The sequence below is a fragment of the Streptomyces sp. PA03-3a genome (assembly GCF_033792735.1).
Lineage (GTDB): Bacteria > Actinomycetota > Actinomycetes > Streptomycetales > Streptomycetaceae > Actinacidiphila.
The window spans coordinates 95314-119807 of sequence record NZ_JARAVM010000012.1; the positions used below are offsets into that span (position 1 = coordinate 95314).

20 protein-coding genes and 1 riboswitch are annotated in these 24494 nt (G+C 73.9%); of the genes, 10 read left to right on the top strand and 10 right to left on the bottom strand.

The genetic code is table 11. The features are described 5' to 3' along the window. Positions 1-155 precede the first annotated feature (155 nt). Positions 156-1082 carry a hypothetical protein gene (locus PV342_RS16825; RefSeq protein WP_400805308.1) on the top strand — a complete coding sequence of 309 codons (927 nt, stop codon included), beginning with the start codon at positions 156-158 and terminating at the stop codon, positions 1080-1082. An 85-nt stretch (positions 1083-1167) separates the two neighbouring features. On the opposite strand, the gene PV342_RS16830 is transcribed toward PV342_RS16825, so the two are convergent. From PV342_RS16830 to PV342_RS16840, 3 genes are all read right to left on the bottom strand, one after another. Beyond that, positions 1168-1590 (bottom strand): hypothetical protein, encoded by a 423-nt coding sequence (locus tag PV342_RS16830; RefSeq protein ID WP_386987816.1) that lies wholly within the window; start codon positions 1588-1590, stop codon positions 1168-1170. 195 nt (positions 1591-1785) lie between these two features. Further along, complete coding sequence (locus PV342_RS16835) at positions 1786-3693, bottom strand: SpoIIE family protein phosphatase (RefSeq protein ID WP_500317682.1); 1908 nt, start codon at positions 3691-3693, stop codon at positions 1786-1788. 18 nt (positions 3694-3711) lie between these two features. Next, complete coding sequence (locus PV342_RS16840) at positions 3712-4392, bottom strand: class I SAM-dependent DNA methyltransferase (RefSeq protein WP_386987820.1); 681 nt, start codon at positions 4390-4392, stop codon at positions 3712-3714. A 307-nt stretch (positions 4393-4699) separates the two neighbouring features. Between PV342_RS16840 and PV342_RS16845 the strand changes: the two genes are divergently transcribed. After that, the gene (locus tag PV342_RS16845; RefSeq protein WP_500317684.1) at positions 4700-6502 is read left to right on the top strand and encodes a hypothetical protein; all 1803 of its coding nucleotides are present in this window, start codon (positions 4700-4702) and stop codon (positions 6500-6502) included. 12 nt (positions 6503-6514) lie between these two features. Here the strand turns inward: PV342_RS16845 and PV342_RS16850 are convergent, their stop codons facing one another. Continuing rightward, positions 6515-7726, bottom strand: coding sequence for an Ig-like domain-containing protein (locus PV342_RS16850; protein WP_500317686.1), 1212 nt, complete (start codon positions 7724-7726; stop codon positions 6515-6517). A 302-nt stretch (positions 7727-8028) separates the two neighbouring features. On the opposite strand from PV342_RS16850, the gene PV342_RS16855 reads away from it, so the two are divergent. Further along, positions 8029-10407, top strand: coding sequence for a DUF8508 domain-containing protein (locus PV342_RS16855; RefSeq protein ID WP_500317765.1), 2379 nt, complete (start codon positions 8029-8031; stop codon positions 10405-10407). A gap of 53 nt (positions 10408-10460) precedes the next feature. Here the strand turns inward: PV342_RS16855 and PV342_RS16860 are convergent, their stop codons facing one another. After that, positions 10461-11345 carry a helix-turn-helix transcriptional regulator gene (locus PV342_RS16860; protein ID WP_018558424.1) on the bottom strand — a complete coding sequence of 295 codons (885 nt, stop codon included), beginning with the start codon at positions 11343-11345 and terminating at the stop codon, positions 10461-10463. A 529-nt stretch (positions 11346-11874) separates the two neighbouring features. On the opposite strand from PV342_RS16860, the gene PV342_RS16865 reads away from it, so the two are divergent. The 4 genes from PV342_RS16865 (at position 11875) to PV342_RS16880 (ending at position 17810) form a co-directional block, all read left to right on the top strand. Then, entirely contained in the window at positions 11875-12243 is a 369-nt protein-coding gene (locus tag PV342_RS16865) for an effector-associated constant component EACC1 (RefSeq protein ID WP_018558425.1), read from the top strand. Between the two features lie 37 nt (positions 12244-12280). Then, the gene (locus PV342_RS16870; protein WP_400805312.1) at positions 12281-14767 is read left to right on the top strand and encodes a caspase, EACC1-associated type; all 2487 of its coding nucleotides are present in this window, start codon (positions 12281-12283) and stop codon (positions 14765-14767) included. After that, complete coding sequence (locus tag PV342_RS16875) at positions 14764-16182, top strand: extracellular solute-binding protein (RefSeq protein ID WP_500317688.1); 1419 nt, start codon at positions 14764-14766, stop codon at positions 16180-16182. The genes PV342_RS16870 and PV342_RS16875 overlap by 4 nt, the downstream gene beginning before the upstream one ends. Before the next feature lie 217 nt (positions 16183-16399). After that, positions 16400-16539, top strand: a riboswitch (cyclic di-AMP (ydaO/yuaA leader). 185 nt (positions 16540-16724) lie between these two features. Next, entirely contained in the window at positions 16725-17810 is a 1086-nt protein-coding gene (locus PV342_RS16880) for a M23 family metallopeptidase (RefSeq protein WP_400805387.1), read from the top strand. A 124-nt stretch (positions 17811-17934) separates the two neighbouring features. Here the strand turns inward: PV342_RS16880 and PV342_RS16885 are convergent, their stop codons facing one another. Beyond that, positions 17935-18216: a hypothetical protein gene (locus PV342_RS16885; protein WP_400805314.1), complete on the bottom strand. Its 282-nt coding sequence runs from the start codon at positions 18214-18216 to the stop codon at positions 17935-17937. A 144-nt stretch (positions 18217-18360) separates the two neighbouring features. After that, on the bottom strand, positions 18361-19125 hold the full coding sequence (locus tag PV342_RS16890) for a DUF6227 family protein (protein ID WP_018558430.1): 765 nt from the start codon (positions 19123-19125) through the stop codon (positions 18361-18363). Between the two features lie 161 nt (positions 19126-19286). Between PV342_RS16890 and PV342_RS16895 the strand changes: the two genes are divergently transcribed. Further along, positions 19287-20156, top strand: a complete 870-nt coding sequence (locus PV342_RS16895; protein ID WP_386987838.1) for a PfkB family carbohydrate kinase — start codon at positions 19287-19289, stop codon at positions 20154-20156. Positions 20157-20174: 18 nt separating this feature from the next. On the opposite strand, the gene PV342_RS16900 is transcribed toward PV342_RS16895, so the two are convergent. Further along, positions 20175-20351: a hypothetical protein gene (locus PV342_RS16900; RefSeq protein WP_360999941.1), complete on the bottom strand. Its 177-nt coding sequence runs from the start codon at positions 20349-20351 to the stop codon at positions 20175-20177. 469 nt (positions 20352-20820) lie between these two features. Further along, complete coding sequence (locus tag PV342_RS16905) at positions 20821-21309, bottom strand: hypothetical protein (RefSeq protein WP_386987844.1); 489 nt, start codon at positions 21307-21309, stop codon at positions 20821-20823. A gap of 359 nt (positions 21310-21668) precedes the next feature. Here PV342_RS16905 and PV342_RS16910 point away from each other — a divergent pair, with 359 nt between their 5' ends. Continuing rightward, positions 21669-22052, top strand: coding sequence for a hypothetical protein (locus PV342_RS16910; RefSeq protein ID WP_158689707.1), 384 nt, complete (start codon positions 21669-21671; stop codon positions 22050-22052). A 25-nt stretch (positions 22053-22077) separates the two neighbouring features. Next, complete coding sequence (locus PV342_RS16915; RefSeq protein ID WP_018558434.1) at positions 22078-22296, top strand: DUF2277 domain-containing protein; 219 nt, start codon at positions 22078-22080, stop codon at positions 22294-22296. Between the two features lie 178 nt (positions 22297-22474). On the opposite strand, the gene PV342_RS16920 is transcribed toward PV342_RS16915, so the two are convergent. Next, the gene (locus tag PV342_RS16920; protein ID WP_400805388.1) at positions 22475-24484 is read right to left on the bottom strand and encodes a DUF6114 domain-containing protein; all 2010 of its coding nucleotides are present in this window, start codon (positions 24482-24484) and stop codon (positions 22475-22477) included. Positions 24485-24494 lie beyond the last annotated feature (10 nt).

A 24494-nucleotide genomic window follows, 5' to 3' on the forward strand; every position in this document is an offset into this window, starting at 1 on the left:
CGCAGGCCTTCACGGCTTCTGCCGGAAAATTTCACCCCGCGTACAACCATTCCCTCTGATCGCACGTCTGATCACCCGAGTCGCCTGACTCCGATCAATCCGAGCCCCGCGAAGACGGCATCGTCTACGGGGGGCTTTCTCCTTCAGGGGAATGCATGAACATTCGAGCCACCGTGGCAGCCGTGTCCGGCGCCCTGGCCCTGGCCTCTTTCGCCGTTCCGTCGGCGCAGGCCGATGACGCCGCCTCCTACCGCGCGAGCGTCGCCGAGATCCGGGAAGCCGCTCACGGCGCTTCCTCCCACAGGGCCGCGTTCAGCGCCTCCGCCGACGCGGAGGACATGCCCTACGCCCTGAACGCCACCTTCTCCAATGTCAAGCTGGGTGCGGCGATCAAGGTCGGCACCACCAAGCACGTGGCCGTCCCGGTCAGCTACACGCTGACCCACGGCGCCGAGGTGGACATCACCGCCGCCGACTTCTTCACCGGCCCGTACATCTACAAGGGCTCGTACGACGCTCCGGTCAACGAGCTGATCGGTGACGACCCGGCCACCTGCACCGTGAAGACGTCGACCACCGCCACGTGCAAGGGCAGCATCGACATCTACCCGGCCGACGGCGAGCTGCTGAACTCCGACGCCGGTGCGTGGAAGGCCGGCGCCCTGGCCATGGCCTTCAACGGTCAGGACCCGCTCAGCCCCGACTTCGACATGACCCAGGTCGGTTACGCCGACCAGGGCGGCCTCGCCTCGACCCGGGTGCAGCGCTACTCCCGGCTGACGGTCAACGCGGCTCCGGAGCCCGTCCGCAAGGGCAAGACCCTCACGGCGACCGGCAAGCTGACCCGCGCCAACTGGGAGACCAACACCTACAAGGGCTACACCAAGCAGGCGGTCGAGCTGCAGTTCCGCAAGGCGGGCACCAGCACGTACAAGACCGTCAAGACGGTGTACTCGGACTCGTCCGGCAACGTGAAGGCGACCACCACCGCCACGTACGACGGCTACTGGCGCCTCCGCTTCGAGGGCACCTCGACGACCCCGGCGGTCTCCGCCACCGGCGACTACGTCGACGTGCGGTAGCAACCGCGTCGCATCGCCGCAGGGCCCCCGGCCGGAGTGCATCCGGACGGGGGCCCGAAGCGTTCCGGGAGCCCGGACGGCGAGGTCAGGCGCCGCAGAACTTGAGGCGCTTGAGGGCGTCGTTGATGGCCTTGCCCTGGGCCTCGGTGAGCTCGTTGCCGTGGTAGGTGAAGCGCTTGGCGGCCTCCGCGTCGGCCTGGGCGCTGTTGCTGTTGATGGCGCTGCACTGCTGGCGCGCGGCGTCGATGGCCTTGTCGGGGTCCTTGGCGAAGTCGGGGTTGATGGCCTGCAGGGCCGCGATGAGCGTGACCCGCTCGGCGTCCGTGAGCGCGGACGGCATCCCGGCGTCGGGCAGGGTCTTGTCCTGGTCGGTCCTGGCCACCGGGGACTGGGAGGACACGGCGGACTCGGGGGCCGTGGCGGTGGTGTCGGAGGAGGAGCCGCAGCCGGCGAGGGCGAGGCCGGTGACGGCGAGCAGCAGTGCGGTCGCGGCGATGTGTGTGCGCATGTCGGGATTATTACGTTTCGCCCTGCCTTTTATGGCGGAGGCGGTCCGCGGCAGGGGTGTGACAAGCCCGAGACCCCACCGGATGGGTGCCGGGCCCCGGCGGGTGGCCGGCGGTGCCAAGTCGTCCCTCGCGGTGAGGTGGTCGACGGACGGGCACGCCGACGGCCGCCGGGACGACGCGGCCTAAGACGCGGCCTACGCCGGGGTCGCGCCGCGGCGGCGGACCTCGTCGGGGATGGGGAGTTCGAACCAGACGACCTTGCCCGTGCCCAGGCGCCGCGCGCCCCAGTGGGCGGCGAGGCGGTCGACGACGTACAGGCCGCGGCCCGTCTCGTCCTCCGGTCCGGCCCGGCGCAGCCGGGGGACCAGGGAGGAGTCGTCGCCGACCTCGCAGCGCAGCACGTCGGTGCACAGCAGACGCAGCGTGATGGGGCGGGAGGCGAGGCGGACGGCGTTGGTGACGACCTCGCTGACGAGGAGTTCGGTCGTCTCCAGCATCGGGTCGAGGCCCCAGCGGTGCAGGGCGCGGCGGGTGAGGCGGCGGGCGCGGCAGGCGGTCTCGGGCTGGGGGGCGAGGTACCAGTAGGCGACGCTGTGCGTGGGGAAGCCGTCGAAGCGGGCGGCGAGCAGCGCGATGTCGTCGTCGCGGGAGCCGCCGGGGCCGAGGTCGCCGAGCGCCTGGTCGCACAGGGCCTCCAGCGGCGGTGGGACGAGGTCGCGTCCGGGCGTCTGGACGCGGGCGAGCAGGTTCTCAACCCCGGTCCAGATGTCGTGGCCGCGGGACTCGACCAGGCCGTCGGTGTAGAGGAACAGCGTGGCCCCGGTGGGCGCGGGCATCTCGACGGTCTCGAAGTCGACGCCCCCGACGCCGATCGGCGCGCCCGCGGGCACGGGCAGCACCTCGCCCTTGCCGCCGGGGAGGAGGAGGACCGGTGGCGGGTGGCCGGCGTTGGCGATGAGCAGCCGGTGCGAGATGGGGTCGTAGACCGCGTACAGGCAGGTGGCGATGTGCTCGATGCCCAGCCGCTGGGCCTGGTCGTCGAGGTGGTGCAGGACCTCGTCCGGGGGCAGGTCGAGTCCGGCGAGCGCCTGCACGCTGGTGCGCAGTTGACCCATGATCGCGGCCGAGGTCATCGAGTGGCCCATCACGTCGCCGACGACGAGCGCGACGCGGCTGCCGGGCAGCGGGATGGCGTCGTACCAGTCGCCGCCCACCCGCGCGGTCTCCGAGGCGGGGAGGTAGCGGCTGGCCAGCCGGACCCCGGTGGGCTCGGGGAGGGAGGCCGGGAGCATGGTGCGCTGCAGCGCGTCGGCGACGGACGCCTCGTGGCCGTACATCAGCGCCTTGTGGGCGCCGAGCGCGGTGTGGGTCGCCAGTTGCGAGGCGACCAGCAGGTCGTCGGCGGTGAATGGGGCCCGCTCGGGGCGGCGCAGCAGGGCGAGGGTGCCCATGAGGCGGTTGCGGCCGTGCAGCGGGGCGATGATCAGGCGGCGGCCCGGCGGCAGCGTGCCGGGCGGGCCGACCACGGGACCGAGCAGTTCCCTGGCGGCGGGGGCGATGCCGGGCGCGTCGCCGAAGCACGGACGGCCCTCCCTCAGCAACCGGGTGAGCCGGCCGGTGGTGCTCAGCCGTACGCACTCCGACACCCCCTGCGGCGCGGGGCGGTTGACGCACCGCAGCGCGATCTGCGGCGGCTCGGGCGCGGCGGCCTCCGCGTCCGGTGACGGCAGCCCCGGCGAGGGCCGCTCCGGGGCGCGCCGCCGGGTGGGCTGCAGGTGCAGGACGACGTCGTCCGCGGCGTCCGGGCCCTCGACCCCCTCCCCGGTCAGCAGCGGGTCGTGCAGATGGACGAAGATCGCGTCGGCGAAGGCGGGGACGGCCGCCGCGTCCAGTTCGCGCAGGGTCTCGTCCAGGTCCATGCCGGCGGCGATGCGCCGGGTCGCCGCGTCGAGGTAGCGGAGCCGGTCCGTCTGCGGCTGCCCGGGCGTGCGGGGCGCGTCGGCGTCCCTGGGCCAGGGGGCGCGGTGGGTGTGCCGCTCGGGCCGTTCCGCTCCGCCCCCGGCCGGGCCGGGGTCCTCGCCGGGGGTGCGGTGCCGCGCCACGCCCTGGTCCCGCCCGCCTCAGCCGGTCCGCCGGCAGCAGAGGAAGACCTGTTCCTCCGGCGGTACGTCGCTGAAGGCCGGGGCGTAGGTGTACGAGAACTCCTTGACGATCTCGAAGCCGCCCGACTCGATGACGTGGAGCAACTCCTCCCGGAGGTAGCCGGAGACGCGGATGGTGAAGCCGAGGAACGGGATGGAGAAGTCGTCCACGTCGGCCTCCACCATCGACAGGGCGAACAGCCCGCCCGGGACGAGCAGATGGTGGATCGTGCGGAGCGCGTGCGGGATCTCGGCACGCGGCAGCATCAGCAGGGAGAAGAAGGCCGCGACGGCGTCGAAGCGGCCGAGCCGGACCGGGCCGCCGGGCCGCAGGTCGGCGATGTCCAACTGGTGGAAGACGGCGCCGGGGACGTACGTCCGGGCGAGTTCGAGCATGCCCGCGGACAGGTCGACCCCGACGACGTCGAACGCGGCGTCGCTCAGCTGCCGGGCGGTGGGCAGTCCGGTGCCACAGCCGAGGTCGAGTACACGGGATCCGGGCGGCAGGGTGTCCACGAGCCACAGGCCGGCGGAGAACTGCCCCTCCTTGTGCGGGAAGGCCTCGTCGTAGCGGTCACCGATGGCGTCGAACGCCTCGGCCTGGCCGCTCCGGTCAGGCCGGCCGCTCTCGTAACCGCCCCACACGGTCTTGTCGATCACGAAAATATCCCTTTCGTGCCCACTTCGAATTATCCCACGGAGTCCTCCTGTTGCCTCCTGATGCAATTTGTCCCTTTGGTCGCGGGGGTCGCAGGAGTCCCGGAACGGCACCGGGGTCACATGGGGCGTCCGGCCCGTCTCTCTCCGTGCATGGCGGTACCGCCGTGCCCGCCGTTACGGACGGGGCGCGTGCGCCGGGGTGTGCCGCGCCCGTATCGTGGGGCCACCGCGCTCACGCCGGCCCGGGGCCGCTCCGCCGCGCGTACGCCGCCGACGCCCACCGCACTTGCCAGGAACCGGACCTCATATGACCGCACCCTCCTTGCACAGCACCGCCGAGATCGCCTCCCTCCCCGAGGAGACGCGCGACGACCTGCGCGCCTACGCGGAGCTCGGCGGTTTCACGCTGACGACCGACACCCACGCCTGGTACGCCGCCGTGGACACCGTCGCCGGCCCCGAGGAGGCCCGCGCCGCCTCCACCGTCCTCGCGGAACTGCGCGGCCGCGACCTGCCCGCGCTGCGCGCCGCCGCCCAGCGCCTGGAGGCGGCCGAGGCCCTGGGCATCGACATCCCCCGTACGGTGGCCGAGTGCGGCCGGACCGTGTCGCTGCTGCTGCGCGTACGGCTCACCCTGCGGACGCTGAACGCCGACGTGTACGACGTGGCCGAGGCCGAACTGGACGAGTTCGTCGCCGCCACCGCGAGCGGCGCCTGGCGCCGGGACCGCGGTGTGAAGGTCGCCTGGCTGCGCCGCCGTTCCCTGCGGGGACGCCTGCGCGGGCTGGCCACCGGACGGCCGCGGCGCGACGCCGTGCACACCGCCCTCGCCTCCGCGGCCACCGAACGCACCGACTGGGCCGCCCTAGGCGGCGCCGGCCGCCCGGCGCTCCCCGCGGACCCGGACTTCCTCGACGAGGCCTCCCGCGCCGCCGAGGCCGCCGGTACCGGGCTCACCGAACTGGGGCGCCTCCTGCGCCCCGAGGCCGCGCTGGACACCCTCCCCTTCGAGGAACTCGCCGAGCTGCTCGACCGCCTCGCCGCGGACGAGGGCACGCTGTACCGGCTGCCCAACCTCAAGGCCACCCGTGACCGCCTGCGGCATCAGGGGCTGGGCGAGGTGCTCGAGGAACTGAGGGAGCGGCGGGCGGACACCGCCGAGGTCGTCGCGCTGCTGGGCGAGACGGAGACCCCCGTCGTCCCCGAACCGCGCGCCGCGTCGGCGTCGGAAGCGCCGGAGGGGGCGGCTCGCGCGGAGGCGGAGCCGGTCGTCGAGGCGGAGGCCGCCGAGGAGGCTGCTGCGGTCGAGGCCGAGCCGGTCGTCGAGGCGGAGGCCGAGCCCGAGCCGGTTGCCGAGGCGCAGCCTGAGCCTGAGCCGGGGGTTGAGGCCGCTCCCGTGGGGGAGGCCGAGTCCGAGGCGGTCGTCGAGGCGGAGGCTGTACCGGTGGCGGAGGCCCCGGTCGCGGCGGAGGCGCCCGTCGAGGCGGAGCCCGTTGTGGAGCCCGAGCCGGTGGCTGAGGCCGCTCCCGCGGCGGAGGCTGTGCCCGAGCCGGTTGTCGAGGCGGAGGTCGCCGAGGAGGCTGCTGCCGTCAAGCCCGAGCCGGTTGCCGAGGCGGAGGCTGTGCCGGTGGCGGAGGCCCCGGTTGCGGCGGAGGCGCCCGTCGAGGCGGAGCCCGTTGTGGAGCCCGAGCCGGTGGTTGAGGCCGCTCCCGTGGTGGAGGCCGAGCCCGCGCCGGTCGTCGAGGCGGAGGCTGTGCCGGTGGCCGAGACACCGGTGGTGGAGGAGGCGCCCGTCGAGGCGGAGCCGATTGCCGAGCCCGAGCCGGTTGTCGAGGCTGAGGAAGCCGCCCCCGAGCCCGAGCCCGAGCCCGTCGCCAAGGCGAAGCCGGCCGCGCGGCGGCCGCGGAAGCCGGCGGTCACGCCGGGGAAGGCCGTGACGGCGTACTCGGCGAAGGAACTGACCGCGCTGGTGCGGTGGATCGACGGTGACGGCGAGACGCGTTCGGACGACGAGCTGCTGCGTGCCGCGATGAAGGAGCTGGGCTTCGCCCGGCTCGGCCCGCGCATCAAGGAGGCCCTCGGCGCGGCCGTGGCCGAGGCGCGCGGCTGACGGGGCCGCGCGTCATCCGGCGCGCGGCAGGGGTTTGGCGACGACCCGCACCAGGACGGTGCGGGTCGTCGCGTTCCGGCAGGCGTCGGTGATGGTGGCGGTGAACGCGTCGGTGCCGGAGAAGTTCTCGCGCGGGGTGTAGGAGAAGAGGCCGTTGGCCTGCTGGACGAGGACGCCCCGCACGGGTTCGCTGTGGGCGGTGACGGTCGTCCCCTTCCCGGCGACGCCTTTGAGGACGTCGCCGGTGGCGTGGCCGTGCGGGCCGGACGTGACGCGCAGCCGCCCCGGTACGAGGACGGGCCGGGCGACGACATAGACCCGGTGGGCGGCGTGGTCGGAGACGTAGAGCCGTCCGCCGGGGGCGAGGGCGGTGCCCCAGGGGCGGTTCAGCGGCGCGGTCCCGGAGGTGCGGGCGCGCGGGGACGGGTAGAAGAGGGAACCGTCCTCCGTGACCGCGAGGCCGTGGACGTCGTCCGCGGTGAGCCGGGCGGCGCCGGGTACGGGGGTGGCCCGGCCGTCGTGGTCGATGCGCCGGACGCGGCCGTCGACGACGGCGTAGACGTTGCCGGCCCCGTCGGCGGCGAGGGCGCCCACGGTCGCCCCCGGGAAGTGGCGGACCGGGGCCTTGCCGCCGGGTGGGATCCGCCGCAGGCCGCCGCCCGTGCCGCCCGAGACGTACACGGAGCGGTCCTTGCCGACGGCGACGGCGTCGTGGCGGCCGGCTTCCGTGAGCAGCGTCTTGATGCCATGGCCGTCGGGGCGCACGGACACGGCCTTGCCCTCGCCGGAGACGTAGACCGTGCCGTCCGGGCCGACCGCGAGGCCGAACGGGGCGAAGTCGGTGGTCGCGAAGGTCGTGATGACGGGCGCGGCGCCCGCCGCGCCCGGGGTGACGCGGCGGACGGCGCGGTTGGCGGAGTCCGCGATGTAGAGGCGGCCCGTGGTGTCGGTGGCGAGCCCGGCCGGGTCGTGCAGTGTGGCCGCGGTGGCGGCCGCGCCGTCGCCGCCGCGGCCGGGCTTGCCGGTTCCGGCGTAGGCGACCGGGGCGCATCCGGCGACGGGAGCCACCGGTGCGGCGGTGCCCGGGGCCGGGGTGAGCAGGACGCCGGCGGCCGCCAGCAGGGCGGTGGCGAGGGCGGGCCGGTGACGGCGGCCGGGCCGTCCGGGGGATGGGCGCACGTCGGGCTCCGCGGGGGTGAGGTGGGCGACGGTTACTGACGGCACGTCATCAATGTGGCAATCCCGGCCGGTCCCGGCGCGCCGGGTGACCCATCGGGGGGTCGCCCGAACGGTGGCGCCCGCGCACCGGAGGGCTCACCGGTGGCCCCGGTGGCACGGCGCGCGCCCGGACGGACTCGCAGAATTCACCCCGGCGCCCTTGTCATGTCTGGTTCTACGCGCGTAACTTGAGCCGGTCCGCCGTGCGCTGCCCGTCGTCGACGGGCTGTTGGACCCCGATAGGAGAAACCCTCGTGCCGATCGCCAGACCGAGCCGACACCGCAACCGCGCCGCGGCGCTCGCGCTCATATCGACCGGAATCGCCGCGTCCGTCGTTCTGACCGGGCTGCCCGCCGCCCACGCGACCCCCTCCAGCCAGGCGGTCGTCGCCGAGGTGTACGGCGGTGGCGGCAACTCCGGCGCGACGCTGACCAACGACTTCGTAGAGCTCGCGAACGCCGGCGCGGCGGCATACGACCTGTCGGGCTACAGCGTGCAGTACCTGCCCGGTTCGCCGTCCGCCTCCTCCAAGTGGCAGGCGACCGCGCTGACCGGGGCGATCGCCCCCGGCGGCCGCTACCTCGTCTCGGAGTCCGCCGGCACCGGCGGCACGACGCCCCTGCCGGCCGCCGACGCCAGTGGCTCCATCGCGATGAGCGGAACCAGCGGCACCATCGCCCTGGTCAACGGCACCACCCCGCTGACCTGCATCACCGCCGCCGACTGCACGGCCGACCCGCGCGTGGTCGACCTCGTCGGCTTCGGCACCGCGGTCGTGCGTGAGGGCAGCGGCCCCGCGACCGGCGCGAGCAACACCGCCTCCGTCGCCCGCGGCGCGTCCCTGGCCGACACCGACGACAACGCCGCCGACCTCACCGCCGGCGCGCCGACCCCGGTCAACGCCGCCGGGCAGACCCCGGGCGGCGGCACCACGGACCCGACGCCCGACCCCGAGCCGACCGAGCCCGGCACCACCCGCATCCACGACATCCAGGGCACCACCCGGGTCTCCCCGCTCAAGGGCCAGACGGTCACCCGGGTCCCCGGCATCGTCACCGGCGTCCGCACCACCGGCTCCAAGGGCTACTGGATCCAGGATCCGGAGGCCGACGCCGACGCCCGCACCAGCGAGGGCGTGTTCGTCTACACCGGCTCCGTCACGCCCACCGTCGCCGTCGGCGACAAGGTGCTGGTGACCGGCAAGGTGTCCGAGTACTACCCGGGCACCGGCAGCCAGTCGGTCACCGAGGTCACCGCCCCGACCACCGCCGTGCTCTCGGCGGGCAACGCCCTGCCCGCGCCGGTCACGCTGGACTCTGCCACCGTCCCGGCGGCGTACGCGCCCGACGCCGGCGGCGGCAGCATCGAGGGCCTGCCGCTCGACCCGGCCGGGTACGCGCTGGACTTCTACGAGGCCCACGAGGGCGAGCTGGCGCGGTTCTCCGACGCCCGCGTCGTCGGTGGCACCACCCAGTACCACGAGGTCTGGGTGACGGTGAAGCCGGACGAGAACCCCACCCGCCGCGGCGGCACGGTGTACGGCTCGTACGACCAGCCCAACACCGGCCGTATCAAGGTCATGTCGATCGGCGCGGCCGCGGACGTCCCGGCCGCCGACGTCGGCGACCGGCTGGCGGGCACCACCACCGGCGCGATCGACTACGACGGCTTCGGCGGCTACAGCCTCCAGGCCACGCAGCTCGGCACGCTGGTCGACAAGGGCCTGCAGCGCGAGGTGACCCGCAAGCAGAAGGGCGGTGAGCTCGCGGTCGCCACGTACAACGTGGAGAACCTCGACCCCACCGACCCCGCCGACAAGTTCGCGCGGCTCGCCGACGGCGTCGTCACCCACCTCTCCTCGCCCGACGTCGTGGCCCTGGAGGAGATCCAGGACAACAACGGTGCCACCGACGACGGCACCGTCGCCGCCGACCAGACCCTGCGGAAGTTCACCGACGCGATCGTCGCGGCCGGCGGCCCCCGCTACAGCTGGCGGGCGGTCGACCCCACGGACGGCACCGACGGCGGTGAGCCCGGCGGCAACATCCGCCAGGTCTTCCTCTTCAACCCGCACCGCGTGCAGTTCACCGACCGCGCCGGCGGCGACGCCACCACCGCGGTCAAGGCGGTCAAGACCCGCGAGGGCGCCGAGCTGTCGGTCTCCCCCGGCCGGATCAACCCGGGCAGCGAGGCGTGGAACGCCAGCCGCAAGCCGCTGGTGGGCGAGTTCCGCTTCCACGGCAGGCCGGTCTTCGTCATCGCCAACCACTTCAACTCCAAGGGCGGCGACCAGCCGCTGCACAGCGTCAACCAGCAGCCGGTGCGCAGCTCCGAGACCCAGCGGAAGCTGCAGGCCAGCGAGGTCAACACCTTCGTGAAGTCGCTGCTCGCGGCCGACCGGGACGCCAACGTCGTGGTCCTCGGCGACCTCAACGACTACGAGTTCTCCGGCACGGTGTCCACCCTCACCTCGGGCGGCGTGCTGAAGGACCTGCTGACCACGCTGCCGAAGCCGGAGCGCTACACCTACGTCTACGAGGGCAACTCGCAGTCGCTGGACCACATCCTGCTCAGCCCGGCGCTGCGCCGCTTCGACTACGACGTGGTGCACATCAACGCGGAGTTCGCCGACCAGGCGAGCGACCACGACCCGCAGATCGTCCGCATCAAGCCGGACGGCTGCTGAGGCACCCCCGCCGAGGGCGGCACCGGCGCGACGCCGGTGCCGCCCTCGCGGCGTCACCGGGGGTCGGGCTCGGGGTCGGGGAACCCGCTGGCGGGTGTGTCGGAGCCGGTCCACGCGGCCAGCAGCTGCAGGGCCGCCTCGGAGGTGGAGCCGGGCTCGGCGGTGTGGATGCACACGAGCTGGTCGCTGTCGCCGGGGAAGAGCGCATGCTCGTACGACAGGGTGAGGTCGCCGACGACGGGGTGGTGGTAGAGCTTCACCCCGTGCGACCGCTGCCGCACGTTGTGGTCGGCCCACCAGGCGCGGAACTCCGCGCTCTTGATGGTCAGTTCGCCGACCAGCTCGGTCAGCCCCGGGTCGTCGGGGTGGCGTGCCGCGTCCAGCCGCAGGGCGGCGACCGTCTCGGCGGCGTGCTTGTCCCACTCCCGGTGCAGGTCGCGGGCCGCGTCGTCGAGGAACATGAAGCGGGCGAGGTTGCGGTCGCGGTGCGGCAGTGTGGAGAAGTCCGTGAGCAGCGTGCGGGCCAGCCGGTTCGCGGCCAGTACGTCGGTGCGGCGGCCGATGACGAACACCGGGGTGAGGTCGCCCAGCAGGTCCAGCACGCGGTGGACCTCCGGGCGCACCCGCTGCGGCCGCACCGGTCTGCGGCGGGGCGGGGTGCGGTGCCGCGCCAGCTCGAAGAGGCAGGCGCGCTCGGCCGCGTCCAGCCGCAGGGCCCGGGCGACGGCGTCCAGCACCGCCTCCGAGACATTCAGGTGCCTGCCCTGCTCCAAACGGGTGTAGTAATCGGTGCTCACCCCGGCCAGCCGCGCCAGCTCCTCCCGCCGCAACCCCGGCACACGGCGCGGCGCACCGCTGACGGTGATGCCGGCGTCCTGCGGGCTCAGCCGGTTCCTGCGGGCCCGCAGGAAGTCCCTGAGCTCGGCGTTGTGCTCCATGTGTTCCAGTATGGGCGGCCGATCATGAGGCGGCCCGGCACGGCCGGACGGGCCGGCGGCCACCCGGAGGGAGGGCTCTCCTCCGGGCGGTCCGGCCGTTGCGTCCGCTTCCGGAAGCGGACGGGCCTCCCGCCGGGCCGGAGTCCCGCCGTCCGCGTCCGTACACGCCGCCGAGGGCGCCGCCGTACGTGGTCCGCCCGCCCCGCCACACGCCCCGGAAGCCCGCGCGGGCGCCCCGGCGTGTGGCCCGCCTCGGGAGGGCCGGCCGGCGAGCCCCCTCCTCGTCCGGGGGAGACTCCCGGCCCGGGGCTCGCCTCACTCCTGCGTGCAGCCGTTGGCCAGTGCTCCAGGACCGGGGGAGTCGCCCGTACCGGGGTACCCGGGCGTCGGGGCCTGCCGTGCCGCCGCGGGCGGACAGACCCCCGGCCCCGGCCGGACGCCGCGACTTCCTGCCGGTTACACACAACTCCCCGCACAAGGCGTGTGAATGACGGTACGTCAGCGTAAGCTGGGGATGAGGGGAGGCGTCATGGACACGTACGTGACCATTGAGCTGGAGGGCGGCAAGGACGCGGCGGAGGACCTGCGCAGACTCGAGGTCTGGCTGCGGGCCGACGAGGAACTGGCGCCGCTGGTCGTCCGCAGGGAGCGGCCCGCCGACGAGAGCATGGGCGTCGCCTACGACCTCCTGCTGATGATCCTCCAGGAGACCCTGCAGGCCACCGCGCTCACGCTGCTCCGCGCCCTGCGCAACCACCTGCGCAACCAGCCCGGCGACTCGCTCAGCGTCACCGTCCGCGCGGGCGACGTGGAGTGCGTCCTCACCGGCAGGGACGCCCTGACCCGAGGCGAGCTGGAGGCGATGGCGGCCCGTATCCGCCAGACGCTGGAGAACTAGATCCGGAGGAAGACGGCCCTGGGGAGGTCCGGCGGGCATGCCGTACGAACCGTTCGCGTCCCGGTCGCGGGCGGTCCTGATCGGGGTGTCCCAGTACGAACACGCCCGGGACTTCTCCAACATCCCCTCCGCCCGGGCCAACGTGGCCCGGCTGCGCGCCGCACTCGTCGCCGGCAACCTCGGCCGGTTCATCCCGCGCACCGTGGAGACCCTCACCGAGCCGCGCACCCGCGACCGCGCGCTGGGGCTGATCGGCACCGCCGCCGCCCAGGCCCAGGACCTGCTGCTGGTCTACTTCACCGGGCACGGCTACGTCGACCTGGGCAGCGGTGAGCCCGAGCTCTACCTGATGACCCGGGAGTCCACCAAGGACGGCGCCCGTCTCGACGGCATCCCGTACCGCGACCTGCTGAGACTGCTCGCCTCCTCGCGCGCGGAGCGCGTCGTCCTCGTCCTGGACTGCTGCTACTCCGGCAACGCCGGCCTGGTGCCGCTGCCCGAGCGGCCGTTCTCCCTGATCACCTCCTCTGCTGTCGGCTCGCGCATCCACAAGGGCGACGGGATCGACCCGACGCCCTTCACCGGCGCCCTGGTCCGGGTGCTGAGCGAGGGCACCGACCCGTACGACCCGGTCACCGTGCAGCGGCTCGGGGTCCGGCTGCACGAACTGGCCGGCGAGTACGCCGCCACGCTCGACGAGCGCGTGGACTACGACCCCTGGTTCCCGACCGAGCGCTCCAGCAACAGCGCCGGCGACACCGTCCTGTCCCAGGCCCGGCTCACCCCGCGCCCAGCCCGCGGGGCCCGCGGGCTGGCGCCGCTGCGCAGGCTCGCCCAGTACGCCGGGTTCACCTGGACGTGGACGGCGGGCCCCCACCAGCCGCTCTGGCACCGGGCCGTCGGCGCCGGCACCGCCCTGGCGCTGCTCGCGGCCGGAGTCACCGGCTGGACGTGGGCGCACCGCCCCGCACCGCTGTGCCCCGCCCCGCTCGAACTGCGGGTGCTCACCTCGCCGGAGACGCGCGCCGCGCTCGCCTCCGTGCTGGACGTCTTCCAGGACAGCGAGGCCACCGGCACCACCGCCTCACTCGGCGGCCGGCCCGAGGGCTGCGGCCAGATCAACACCACCGTCTACGCGGCGCCGGCCGACCGCACCATCGCCGCCTTCCGCGCCTCCGCCGCCTGGGCCGAACCGGAACGCGCCTGCGAGGACGGCGGGAGCGGCGGGGACTGCGCGCTGCCGCTGCGGGACGTGGGGCCGCACCCGGACGTGTGGATACCGGCGGCCGGCACCGCCCCCACCCAGGTCGCGGCCGAGACCCGGCGCCCGGAGAGCGTCGTCGCCCTCGGCCGACCGGTCACCCTCGCGCACTCCCCGGCCGTCGTCGCCGCGACCACCTCGCTGGAGGGCGTCGGGCGCACCGGCAGCACCGCGCAGCAACTGGTGGACGCCGCCCACGCGCAGGACGTGGTCGTCCGCAGCGCGGAACCGCACTCGTCGGACGCGGCCCTGGACCAGTTGCTGCACCTGAGGCCCGGCACCCGGGTCACCACCGACGCCGTGCCCCCGGCGGACGACCGGGCCCTTGCCTGCTCCGCCCGCACCTGGCTGGTCGAACGGCGCGGCACCCAACAGGCGCTGCTCACCGCCGAGTCCACCCTGGCCGGCCTCGTCACCCCCGCCCTGGAGTCCCGTCCCCCCTGCCTGGGCAACCAGTCCGACCCGTACACCGCCTACTACCCCGCCGACGTGCCGCCCCTCGACCTCACCCTCGTGCCGGTGACCTGGGAGACCGGCCGGGCCGACCGCGCCGACCGGGCCGAGGCGGTGCGCCGGCTCGCCGGTTGGCTCCGTTCCGGCCCGGGGCAGCGGGCGCTGGCCGCGCAGGGCTTCCGCACGGACGTCAGCGGGACGGACGCGGCCGGCGACACCCCGCTGGACAGCGCCGTATTCGTCGCCGACCCCCCGGCGGGCGGCGAACCGGCCAGCCGCGGGGACATCGAGGCCGCACTGCGGGACCACGGCGGGGCCGCGGGCACCCGGCGCGAGGTCCTCTTCGCCGTCGACGTCTCCAGCTCCTCCTACGCCGGCGCCAACGTCCCCGCGGTGCGCTCCGTGCTGGCCCGCGCCTCCGGCTACCGGTACGGCATCGCCGCGGTGCCCGGCCGCACCCTCCTGCCGATCGGGCCGAACGACGCGGCCGCGCGGGACGCCGCGATCCGCGCGCTGGCACCGGTCGAGCGGGACGCCCCCGTGGCCGCCGCCCTGAGCCGCTGGTCGCGCGCCCTCGCGGATTCCCCCGGCGCCCTGATCGTCCTCGTCACCGACGACGAGGACAGCGCCCGCGAGGAGCCGCCGGACGTGGACGTCCCCGTGCTGGTGGTCTCCCTGGAGAGCTACGGCTGCTCGCTGCGCTTCAACAAGGCGGTGACGGAGGGCGGCGGCGCCTGCCTCGCGGCCACGCAGGACCTGCCGAACCGGGTCGCGGAGACCATCACCCGCCTCACCTCGGGAGGGTCATGACCGCCACGGGCCCCGCAGGCGCGGGCGGCAGCCTCCGGCCCCCGCTCGCCGTACGGCGCCGGCGCCGCGCCCTCGGCGTGCTGCTCGCGTTGCTCGCCCTGCTCGTGCCGGCCACCGCGGCCTGCGGCGGCCCCGCCACCGCCCCGGCCCCGGAACCCGACCGCTCCCGGCCGCTGATCGTCGCCAGCGACGCCGACCTCACCGCCGGCGGGCAACCCGGCGTCCGGCGCGCCCTGATCGACCAGTGGAACCGGCGCAACCCGGACCGTCCCGCCCGGCTCGTCGAGCTCCCTTCCGCCTCCGACGAGCAGCGCAGCGAGCTGATCGGCGCCTTCCAGTCCGGTACCGCCGCGTACGACGTGGTCAACCTCGACATCAGCTGGATCGCCGAGTTCGCCGACAGCGGGCTGCTGCGTCCGCTCGACCCCGACCTCGTCGACGGTGACTTCCTGCGCCAGGCCGCGGACGCCGGCCGCTGGAAGGGCCGCACCTACGCCGTGCCCTTCAACACCGACGTCGGCCTGCTCTACTACCGCACGGACGACCTCGCCAAGGCCGGCCGCCGTCCGGCTGACCTGCGCGGCTACGCCAAGATCGGCGACCTGCTCGCCGACGTCCGCCCGCTCGGCCACGCCGCCTACACCACCCAACTGCGCGCGTACGAGGGCCTGACCGTCAACACCCTGGAGACCTTCTGGACCGCGGGCGTCGAACTCGTCGACGGCGACGGCCGCTACATCGGCACCGAGGACGGGCTGCGCGAGGGCCTGGACGAGCTCGGGCGGCTGGGCGCGGCCAACAACCTCAACCCGGAGTCCCTGGAGGCCGACGAGTCGGTCACCCTCGCCCAGTTCACCGAGGGGCAGAGCGTGCTGATGCGCAACTGGCCGTACGCCTACAACCGGCTTGACGCCGCCCTCGCCCCCGGTGTCCGGTTCGGCGTGGCCCGGCTCCCCGGAGTCGCCGCCCTGGGCGGGCAGAGCCTGGGCGTGGCGGCCACCAGCGACCGCCCCGGCGACGCCGCCGACCTGATTCGCTTCCTGACCGGGCACGGCGCCCAACATGCCCTGCTCAGCGCGGGTTTCGCCCCCGCCCGACGCTCTGCATACGGGGCCGGGGATGTCAACTGTGACGATCCTCACGACCCCCGCGCCTGGTTCTACGACCGCCCCGCGGGCCGCGGCTCGGAGCCCTCGCCCTCGCCGTCCGCCGCGACCCCCGGTTACACAACCCTGCTGTGGTGCGCGCTGCAGGCCGCCAGGGCCCGTCCGGCGACCGCGCACTACGTCACGTTCACCCGGGTCCTGCAGCGTGAAGTGCACGGAATGCTCGCGGCGCACCGCTCCGCCGACGCGTCGGCGGAGCGTCTCGGCGGCCGTCTGGGGCGCGCGCTCGGCGGCCGGGGCCCGGGGTGACCATCACTCCTCGTGAGCGCGGCACTCCCTTCCGCATAACGACTGATGCACACTCACATTTCCCGTAGGTCACGGCAGTCACGGCTCAATGTCCACTTATGCCCTGTCCATCCCCATAGATTCCCGTCATGAACTCGCTTGAGTGGCTTGGAATTGGCGGGCGCCTCTATTAACGTTCGATAACGCAGCGCGGTCATTCCGCCGCCGACAGGGCGGCGCCGTGCGCTTGCCGAATCCCGTCCGCGGGAACCGGGGAACCACTTCCTGGGGTGAATCGGGGGCCGTTCGCGGTCCTCGTAGGAGACCTTCCTGCTCCGAACCCGTCAGCTAACCCGGTAGGCGAGAAGGAAGGAAAGGAGCGCGCCCGCGTGGCGTCGAACGAGCCTGCCCTGATACCCGGACAGCAACAGGGGTCCGCGACCGCGTACTCCGAGTGGGACACCGCCGAGTGGAACATCGCCGCCGGCTGGAATCCCCCGGCCGCCGAGCAGGCACCGCCGACGAAGAACGCCATCGACGGCTGGGACACCGGCCAGTGGAACATGGCCGCCGGCTGGCTCGACGCGGCCGCCGCCGTGGAGACGGCCTCCCAGGACGCCGGCGCCGCGCAGCCCGAGGCCGCCGGGCCCGAGGCGTACGAGGCCCCTGCCGCCCTCCCGCGGCAGGAGGACATCGAGGCCTTCGAGGCCTTCGGCAGCGCCCGGGACGCCGAGGGCGTACCCCACGAGGACCCGCAGGCCGAGCCGTGGAACCCCACCGAGGAGTCCCCCGGCCCCCGTCGCGCCCGGCACCGCGTCGCCAAGCAGCGTTCCATGGGCCGCGGTTCCGCGGTCTTCGGGGTCGCGGCCGTGGCCGTGCTCGGCGTCGGAGGGGTCGCCACCGCCGAGGGCAAGAACCCGCTCCCCGTCTCCCTGCCCCATCTGCCCGACGCGTCGCAGCTGCCCGGCATCGGAGCCCTCGTCGAGGACGACAGCGCCCCCGAGGCCAAGCAGGTCGCCGAGGCCCTGAGCCCCGACGCGGGTGAGGCACTGCGCAACCGCATCCTCGACCAGGCCCAGCAGCAGCGGACCGCCGCCGACCGGGCCGCCAGGACCGCCGCACAGCAGGAGGCGTCGGCCAAGGCCGCCAAGTCCGCCGCGCAGGAGCGGGTCCGCGCCGAGGCCGCCGCCAAGAAGAAGGCCGCGGCGGAGGCCGCGAAGAAGATCGAGGCCGAGCGCCTGGCCGCGCTCGCCAAGAGCTTCGTCAAGCCGGTCTCCTCGTACACGCTGACCGCCGGCTTCGGCGAGTCCAGCTCGCTGTGGGCCAACACCCACACCGGCCAGGACTTCGCCGCCCCGACCGGCACCCCGGTCAAGGCCATCCACAGTGGCACCATCACCGAGGCTGGCTGGGCCGGTTCGTACGGCTACCGCATCATCCTGACCCTCGACGACGGTACCGAGCTCTGGTACTGCCACCTCTCCTCGATGATCGTCACCTCCGGCAAGGTCAACACCGGTGACACCATCGGCCGGGTCGGCGCCACGGGCAACGTCACCGGTCCGCACCTGCACCTCGAGGTGCGCCCCGGCGGCGGCGACCCGATCGGCCCGATGGGCTGGCTGCGCAGCAAGGGCCTCTCCGTCTGAGGCGGCCGGCCGGGACGCGACCGGCCGCGGCTCTTCGCGGCAGACCGTGAACGGCCCCGTACGACCACGCGAACTCCGGCGGTCCTGGTGACACCCCCCGTCATCCAGGGCCGCCGGTCCGTGTCTAGGGGACGACGAAGTTGTAGAGCTCCGAGATCCTCGGCGGCCCGCTCGGCTCCGGGAAACCGGACTCCTTCGCGACGGCCATCATGATTTCCATGAAGGCCTCGAGCGCCTGGGCGGACTGCCAGACGTTCACCAGCCGCAGCCCCTCGTTGGTGATCACGGCGGAATGGGCGAGCAGGCCCGCGGGAGGATGCTCGGGCCCGAACCCCGCGCGGTGGTTCGCCTCCTCGTACTGCAGGGCCGTCACACCGGGGAACTCGACCTCCGCCAGGACCGGCATGGGAACCTCCCGCCTCCCACCGACACGCCTACGCCCCAATTTCCTCCGGCTGCACCCCGGCCGCAATCCGGAACCATGCCGGAACCCGGCCGGAGCCGGGTCCGAACGGGGCCGGAGCCGGGTCCGAACGCGGCCGGAACGCGCTCAGAGACCTTCCAGCCGCACGTCGGCGGAGTCGCAGGCGGCCGTCTCGTCGGCGTAGACCTCGCAGACCGGCCGCCCGTCGGGGGTCATCGTGTGCTCGACCTCCCAGAGGCTGATCTCCTCGCCGGTCTCCAGCAGGAAGGCGTGCTCGTACAGCGTCCAGCCGGCGACCCGGCCGGTGCCGATCCTGGTGTGCCGCCCGGTGACGTACGCGATGTCGTGGCCGACCGCCGAACCCAGCCGGCTGCGCAGCTCCTCGCCCGGTACGTCCGTGTTCTCGGCGCGCCGCAGCACCCGCCACGCGTGCTCGGCGGAGTGGTCCTCCGTGTACTGCCGGGGCCCGGGCGTCAGGTCCATCGCCAGCTGCGGCAGCCGCGCCAGCCAGTCCGCCGCCTCCGCCTCCAGCTCCTCCGGTGAGGGCTCGCCGAAGCGCGCGTCGATCATGTGCTGCGCGGTGGCCAGCGCGTCCGGGTCCGAGTACACCTCGTACAGCGGTTCGTCGCCGCCGGGGCCGGTGTTGTGCTCGATCTCCCACAGCATCTGCGTACTGCCGTCGGCCAGCAGGAACGAGTGCCGCAACGTCCTGCGGCTCAGCCGGCGCGGCGGGCCCTTGCGCTGGCGGAAGGACGCCAGCTCCGTGCAGCCCATCAGCGCGGTCGCCAGCCGTCCCAGCACGCGGTCGTCGACGTCGAAGGCGTTCTGCGCTCTGGCCAGCACCACCTCGACGTCCGCCGGACCCGCCCCACCTGGTCGCGCGTTCCCCATGCGGTCCTCCTGCTCACGGCATTCCCCGCGCACCATTGCGAGCACTCAGCGTAGTGGCACCGACGCTCTGCGCGTCGGGTCTCGCGGAAAAATGGTGCACCCCCACCCGTAGGAGGCGCGTAAGACGGGAAACGCACGCCCCCTGCTGCCACTATGCGCCCATGCGCGCACTCTTCGTAGGCCTCTGCACTCTCGATGTCATCACGCTCGTCGACCACGTTCCGGCCCCGAACGAGAAACTCACCGCCCGCGCCCAGACCGTCGCCGCCGGCGGCCCCGCCACGGGCGCCGCCGCCACCTTCGCCCACCTCGGCGGCGAGGCCGTCCTGCTCACCGCCTTCGGCGGCCATCCCCTCGCCGGCGCGATCGACGCGGACCTCGCGGCGCTCGGCGTCGACGTCATCAACCTCACCGCGGACTCCCCCGAACCCCCCGCGGTCTCCACGATCCTGGTCACCGCCGCCACCGGCGACCGCGCCGTCGCCTCCACCAACGCGGCCTCCGGAGCCTCCGTGTCCCCGCCGGGAGACCTCTCCGTCCTGGTCGGCGACGCGGACGTCGTCCTCGTCGACGCCCACCACCCGGCCCTCGCCGTCCCCGCGGCCCGCCTCGCGCGCGCGGCCGGGGTCCCCACCCTCCTGGACGCGGGCAGCTGGCGCCCCGCCACGCCCACCCTGCTCCCCTACGTCGACGTCGCCGTCTGCTCGGCCGACTTCCACCCCCCGGGCACCGCCACCCCGGCCGAGGCGCTCGCCTTCCTCCACGACGCCGGTGTCCGCTGGACCGCCGTGACCCAGGGCGCGTCCCCCATCCTCCGGCCCGGCGGCCAGGTTCCCGTCCCGGCTGTCGCCCCCGTCGTCGACACCCTCGGCGCCGGCGACGTCCTCCACGGCGCCCTCGCCCACCACCTCGCCACCCAGATCACGACCCGCCTCACCCCGCCGACCTTCGACGCCGCCCTGGCCTTCGCGGCCACGGTCGCCTCCGGCTCCTGCGGTTCGTTCGGCACCCGGGAGTGGATGCGGGCCTGAGGGGGTTTGCGCCAGGGGTCAGGACCGCCCGCGGCTCCGCCCCGCGAACAGCGTGAACAGCACGACGCTCACCCCGAGCACGGCCCACCCCACGGCGGTCTCCGACAGCGAGGTCTGCGTCCGCTTCGGCAGCAGCGACAGGCATCCGAGCACGACGAACATCGCCCCCAGGTAGCTGAGCCCCGCCGTCAGCACCCACCGCATCATTCGACCCGACCGCACGTTCGGCGACTTGTTGCCCATGGGGATCCCGCCCTGTTCCTCGATGCCGCGACACCCGGGGGCCCGCGCTCCGGCCCCTCCGCAGTGCTTCAACGCCCGCCCACGGTCCCCGACACGGGCGTACGAAGTCACGAATTCGCGGTGTTGCTCACGGGGCTGGTGTGCATCGGCTAGCGAGGGTCGGTGGGATAGCGGCCTTACCGCTCGCGGCGGCCTCGGAGGGTCAGCGCTCCGGCCGCGAAGATGACGACCGCGGTGGCGAGGACGGTCCAGAAGAAGCCCGACTCTTGAAGGGACCGCAGAGCGTTTTGAGGGAGCAAAGCGAAGATGAGTAGAACCAATCCAGTTGCGAGTGCATAGCTCACGCCCGCGCCCAAAAGGACGCGCAGCGCGCGGGATGCCAGTGAGGGGTGCATTTGAGAAGGCATGGTCGCTCCGGCTGTCACTCGGTGATGAAGTGGCATTGCGACGCGCGCTTGGTACCAGCGACGAAGAAGTCCGCGCATGCCTTGCCGTAGTGCTTCAACGTGCGGTGCGTCGTGTCGACACGGCCGATCGAACTGTGCAGCGTGCACTTGCGGTGCGTTTCGCCCTTGCTGATGAGGTAGACACGGCCGTTCGTGTCTGAGTAGCGCCAGTCGATACGCCAGTTGCACCAGTTACCGCCGGCGCTGTCCATCCCAAAGCTGTCCTGCACGGATGCCTCCTCTCGGTTCACGTTCCTGCCCGAGCCACGCACGAAGTGTCCGAGCGTGGTGGTGGGGAGGCAAAGCTCCTGTCCCTTGGCATCCATGCAGAAGCCGACCACCTTTGCGTACCCGACGGCACTTGCCGATGCGGGCGTCGAGAAGCTGATCATCGTGGCGACTGCCGTAGATGTCGCGAGGGCGGCCTGCGACACGTAGCGCGTTACCGCGTTGACTCGTCCCATGGGGGAATCCTCCGATGCTCTTGATGTCGTGACGCACCAGGAACGGCGGATCCGATTCGGGCGATACGTGGTGTTGCGTGCCGGTGACAGAAGGTCGCTCGGGGGAGTGGTGCAGGAACCTTAAAGCATCAGTTCTGCAACAGGAGTTAGGCCGTCAGCCTGCAGCGATGACGGAGAAGGTCCAGGCGTCCGCTGCCAGTTCGTGCCCATGGGGTTGCTGCCTTGTGTTCGATGTATGCGGCCGAGCCGAGGAGCCCCCAGGGGCGAGGGCCGCCGACTGCATCCGGTTCCAAAGGGGCGACTGACACGTGTGGCGCGCAGTGCGCGACGCGCACGCCGTGCGGGCGGAGCATGAGGCCATGAGGCAGAGCGAGACGCCGGTCACGGATGGGTTCGAGCGGGCCATGGAGGCGTTGCGGAGGGCGCCGTACGGGGAGGTGGACGAGGCGTTGTGGGAGGTGGAGGGGAGCGTGCTGCGGGAGGCGCGGGGGCATTTGGAGGCGTGGGAGCGGGTGGTGCGGGGGCTGGAGACCGGGCAGGGGGCGGCGCGGGGGGAGCTGGTGTGCCGGGACGGGGTGGCGGGGCTGGTGCGGAGGCTGCCGGGGCCGGTCGCGGAGTTGTTCGGGGAGTCGCTGGGGGAGGTGGACGGCCGGTACATGGAGCTGACGGTGGAGGACGCGGCCGCGCCGGGCGGTGCGGGCGGCTGGTGGTGGGGCCGGCGGCCGCGCGCGGGGTGGGCCTGACAGTGGGCGCGGGCACACTGGAGCCATGTGCCGAAGCATCAAGACCCTGCGCCCGCCGATGACGCCCGAGGTCGGCGACGAGGACATCCGGGCCGCGGCCCTGCAGTACGTGCGGAAGATCTCCGGGTTCCGGGCGCCGGCGGCGCACAACCGGGAGGCCTTCGAGGAGGCGGTGGACGCCGTGGCGGCGGCCACGCGCGAGCTGCTCGCCGGGATCCAGGTCCGGGGTCAACGGACTTCGTAGCCCTGGCGGGTGGCTCCCCACGGCGACGTGACGTTGAGTGGTGCTGCGATGACGGTAAGTTATGGCCTGCTCGAATCAGTCCGCCGCTGTACTGAGGTGTGCCATGTCCGTTGTTCGTAGGGCCCTCGTCGTCACCGCTCTGACCGCCGTGCTGCTGGCCAGCGCCGTCGTGTGCCAGTCAGCGGAGTGACGCCGACGCCTGCTGGTGCATGCCGGGGATTGTGATCCGGTGCGCGGTCAGCAGTTGGTTGTAGGCCACTGCCTGCGTGAAGAACAGCGGGATGGGGATCGTCAGCCCGGGCGGCAGCGGAGGCGGCATGTCCGGGGTGAACGTGACCGGGAGCAGCCCGAGGAGGTTGCCGCTGAGGACCCGGGTGAGCAGGACGACCGGGCGCCCGGTGGCGGTCGTGGTGCTCCAGGGCCGGGCGTCCGTCTCGAGTTCGCCCTGGCAGGGGGCCCACGGCGGCGGCTCGGGAGAGACGCGCCCGATGCCGGGCAGCCCGATGTCCAGCAGCGGCAGGCCGATCCCGGGCAGGCCGTGGAAGGGCGGCGTCCAGTCGCGGGCGTGGCGGCGGGCGCAGGTGGGGGAGAGCAGGGCCGCCGTCTGGCGCAGGCTCGCGATGTCGGCGCGCCAGGCGGTGAAGACCAGGACGCGTTCGGCGCCGGCGCGCGTGGGGACGGCGGTGATGCCGTGGTACGTCAGCCCGGTCAGGACCAGCAGCGGGGTGAGCACGCGGAACGGCTGCTCGGCGGTGATCACGCGGTCGCGGTAGCCCGCCGCGCCGATGGACAGTTCCAGGGAGACCTTCGGCAGGCACCAGGGGGAGTCGGGGGTGCCCAGGCGGATGCGGGCGGGGAGCAGGGAGAGCGGTTCGTCCATGCCGCCGTCGGAGGGGCGGCGTGGGACGACCAGGTCCAGCAGCGAGTCGGGGCCGATCCTGTTGCCGGACAGGAGGCCGGTGGGCGGGGTGCCCGCTGACGGCGCGGGGACCTCGGGCCGCGTACGCCGCGTGGACCCTCCCGCGCGGGGTGCGGGCGGCGCGTAGGGGGTGGCGCCCGGCCGCCGCGGCGCCGGTGCCTGCGCGGACGGCTGCCTGCCCCGCAGCCCCAGCAGGTCGCCCACCGCTCCCAGCAGCCCGCCCGAGGGCTGCTGCGGCGCCTCGCGCTGGGACGGTACGGGGCCCGGCCCGGCGCCTTTCGGTGTGCCGCCGGGCGAGACGTCGAGCGTGCCGCGGACCGGGAGCGGGGCCTGCGCCTCGATACCGGCGTGGAGCCCGCCCGGGGCCCGGTTCCTGGACTTGCCCGTAGCGGTTCCGGTGCCGTGCGCGGTGGGGTTGCGGGCGTGGTAGAGGCCGTCCAGTACGTCGCACACGGCCTCGCCCGCGCTGCGGTAGCCCTTGGCGGACCGGGCGGTGCCGTCGCCCCTGGGCGCACCGGCGTCGTGGGCCATGGCCATCGAAGCCATCGGAGCCATCGGCTGCAGGCCTCCGGCGAGCAGCGCCCCGCCGACGGGGAGGGCGCCGATGGCCCGCAGCCTTACGGCCCGGTTGCGGACGGCCTGCGTGCGGACGGCCGAGCGGAGCGCCGCTGTGTCCGTGCCGTCAACGGAGCCGGAGCCGTAGCCGGAGCCCGAGCCCGAGCCCGAGGCCGTGGGCGGCGCCTGCTCCGTGCCGCCCGCGGGGGCGGCCGGCGGGACCGCCGGGGGCGGGGTGCCGTCAGGGGTGCTCGCCGGGGGGCCGCCCTGCGGAGCGCCCACCGCGGGCCCCGCGGCGCCGCCTCCGCCGCCCCAGTCGGGCACCGGCCGGGAACGCCTGCCGCGGCCGTCGTCCCCGTCCGGCACCCAGCTGACGGCCATGGCCCCGCCGATGACGCCCAGCAGGAAGCCGATCAGGAACCCGCCGAAGTTGGACAGCACCAGCGAGGCGACGGAGAAGACGAGGGTCGCGATGCCGGCGAAGGCGCGGTAGTGCGGGGCCAGCCACAGGGTGAGGCCCAGGACGACCAGGAAGACGCCCATGAGCAGGCCGGAGACACCGGCGATGCCCTCGTGGATCATGAGCGAGAGCGGGGCGAGCGGGATGGAGAGGATCTCCACCCCGGCGAGGAGGGTCCATAGGCCGGCCCAGAAGGGACGGCTGCGGCGCCAGGCGCGGAAGCGGGAACGGAGGGCTCCGGCGCGGCTCAGCATGCGGGTCACG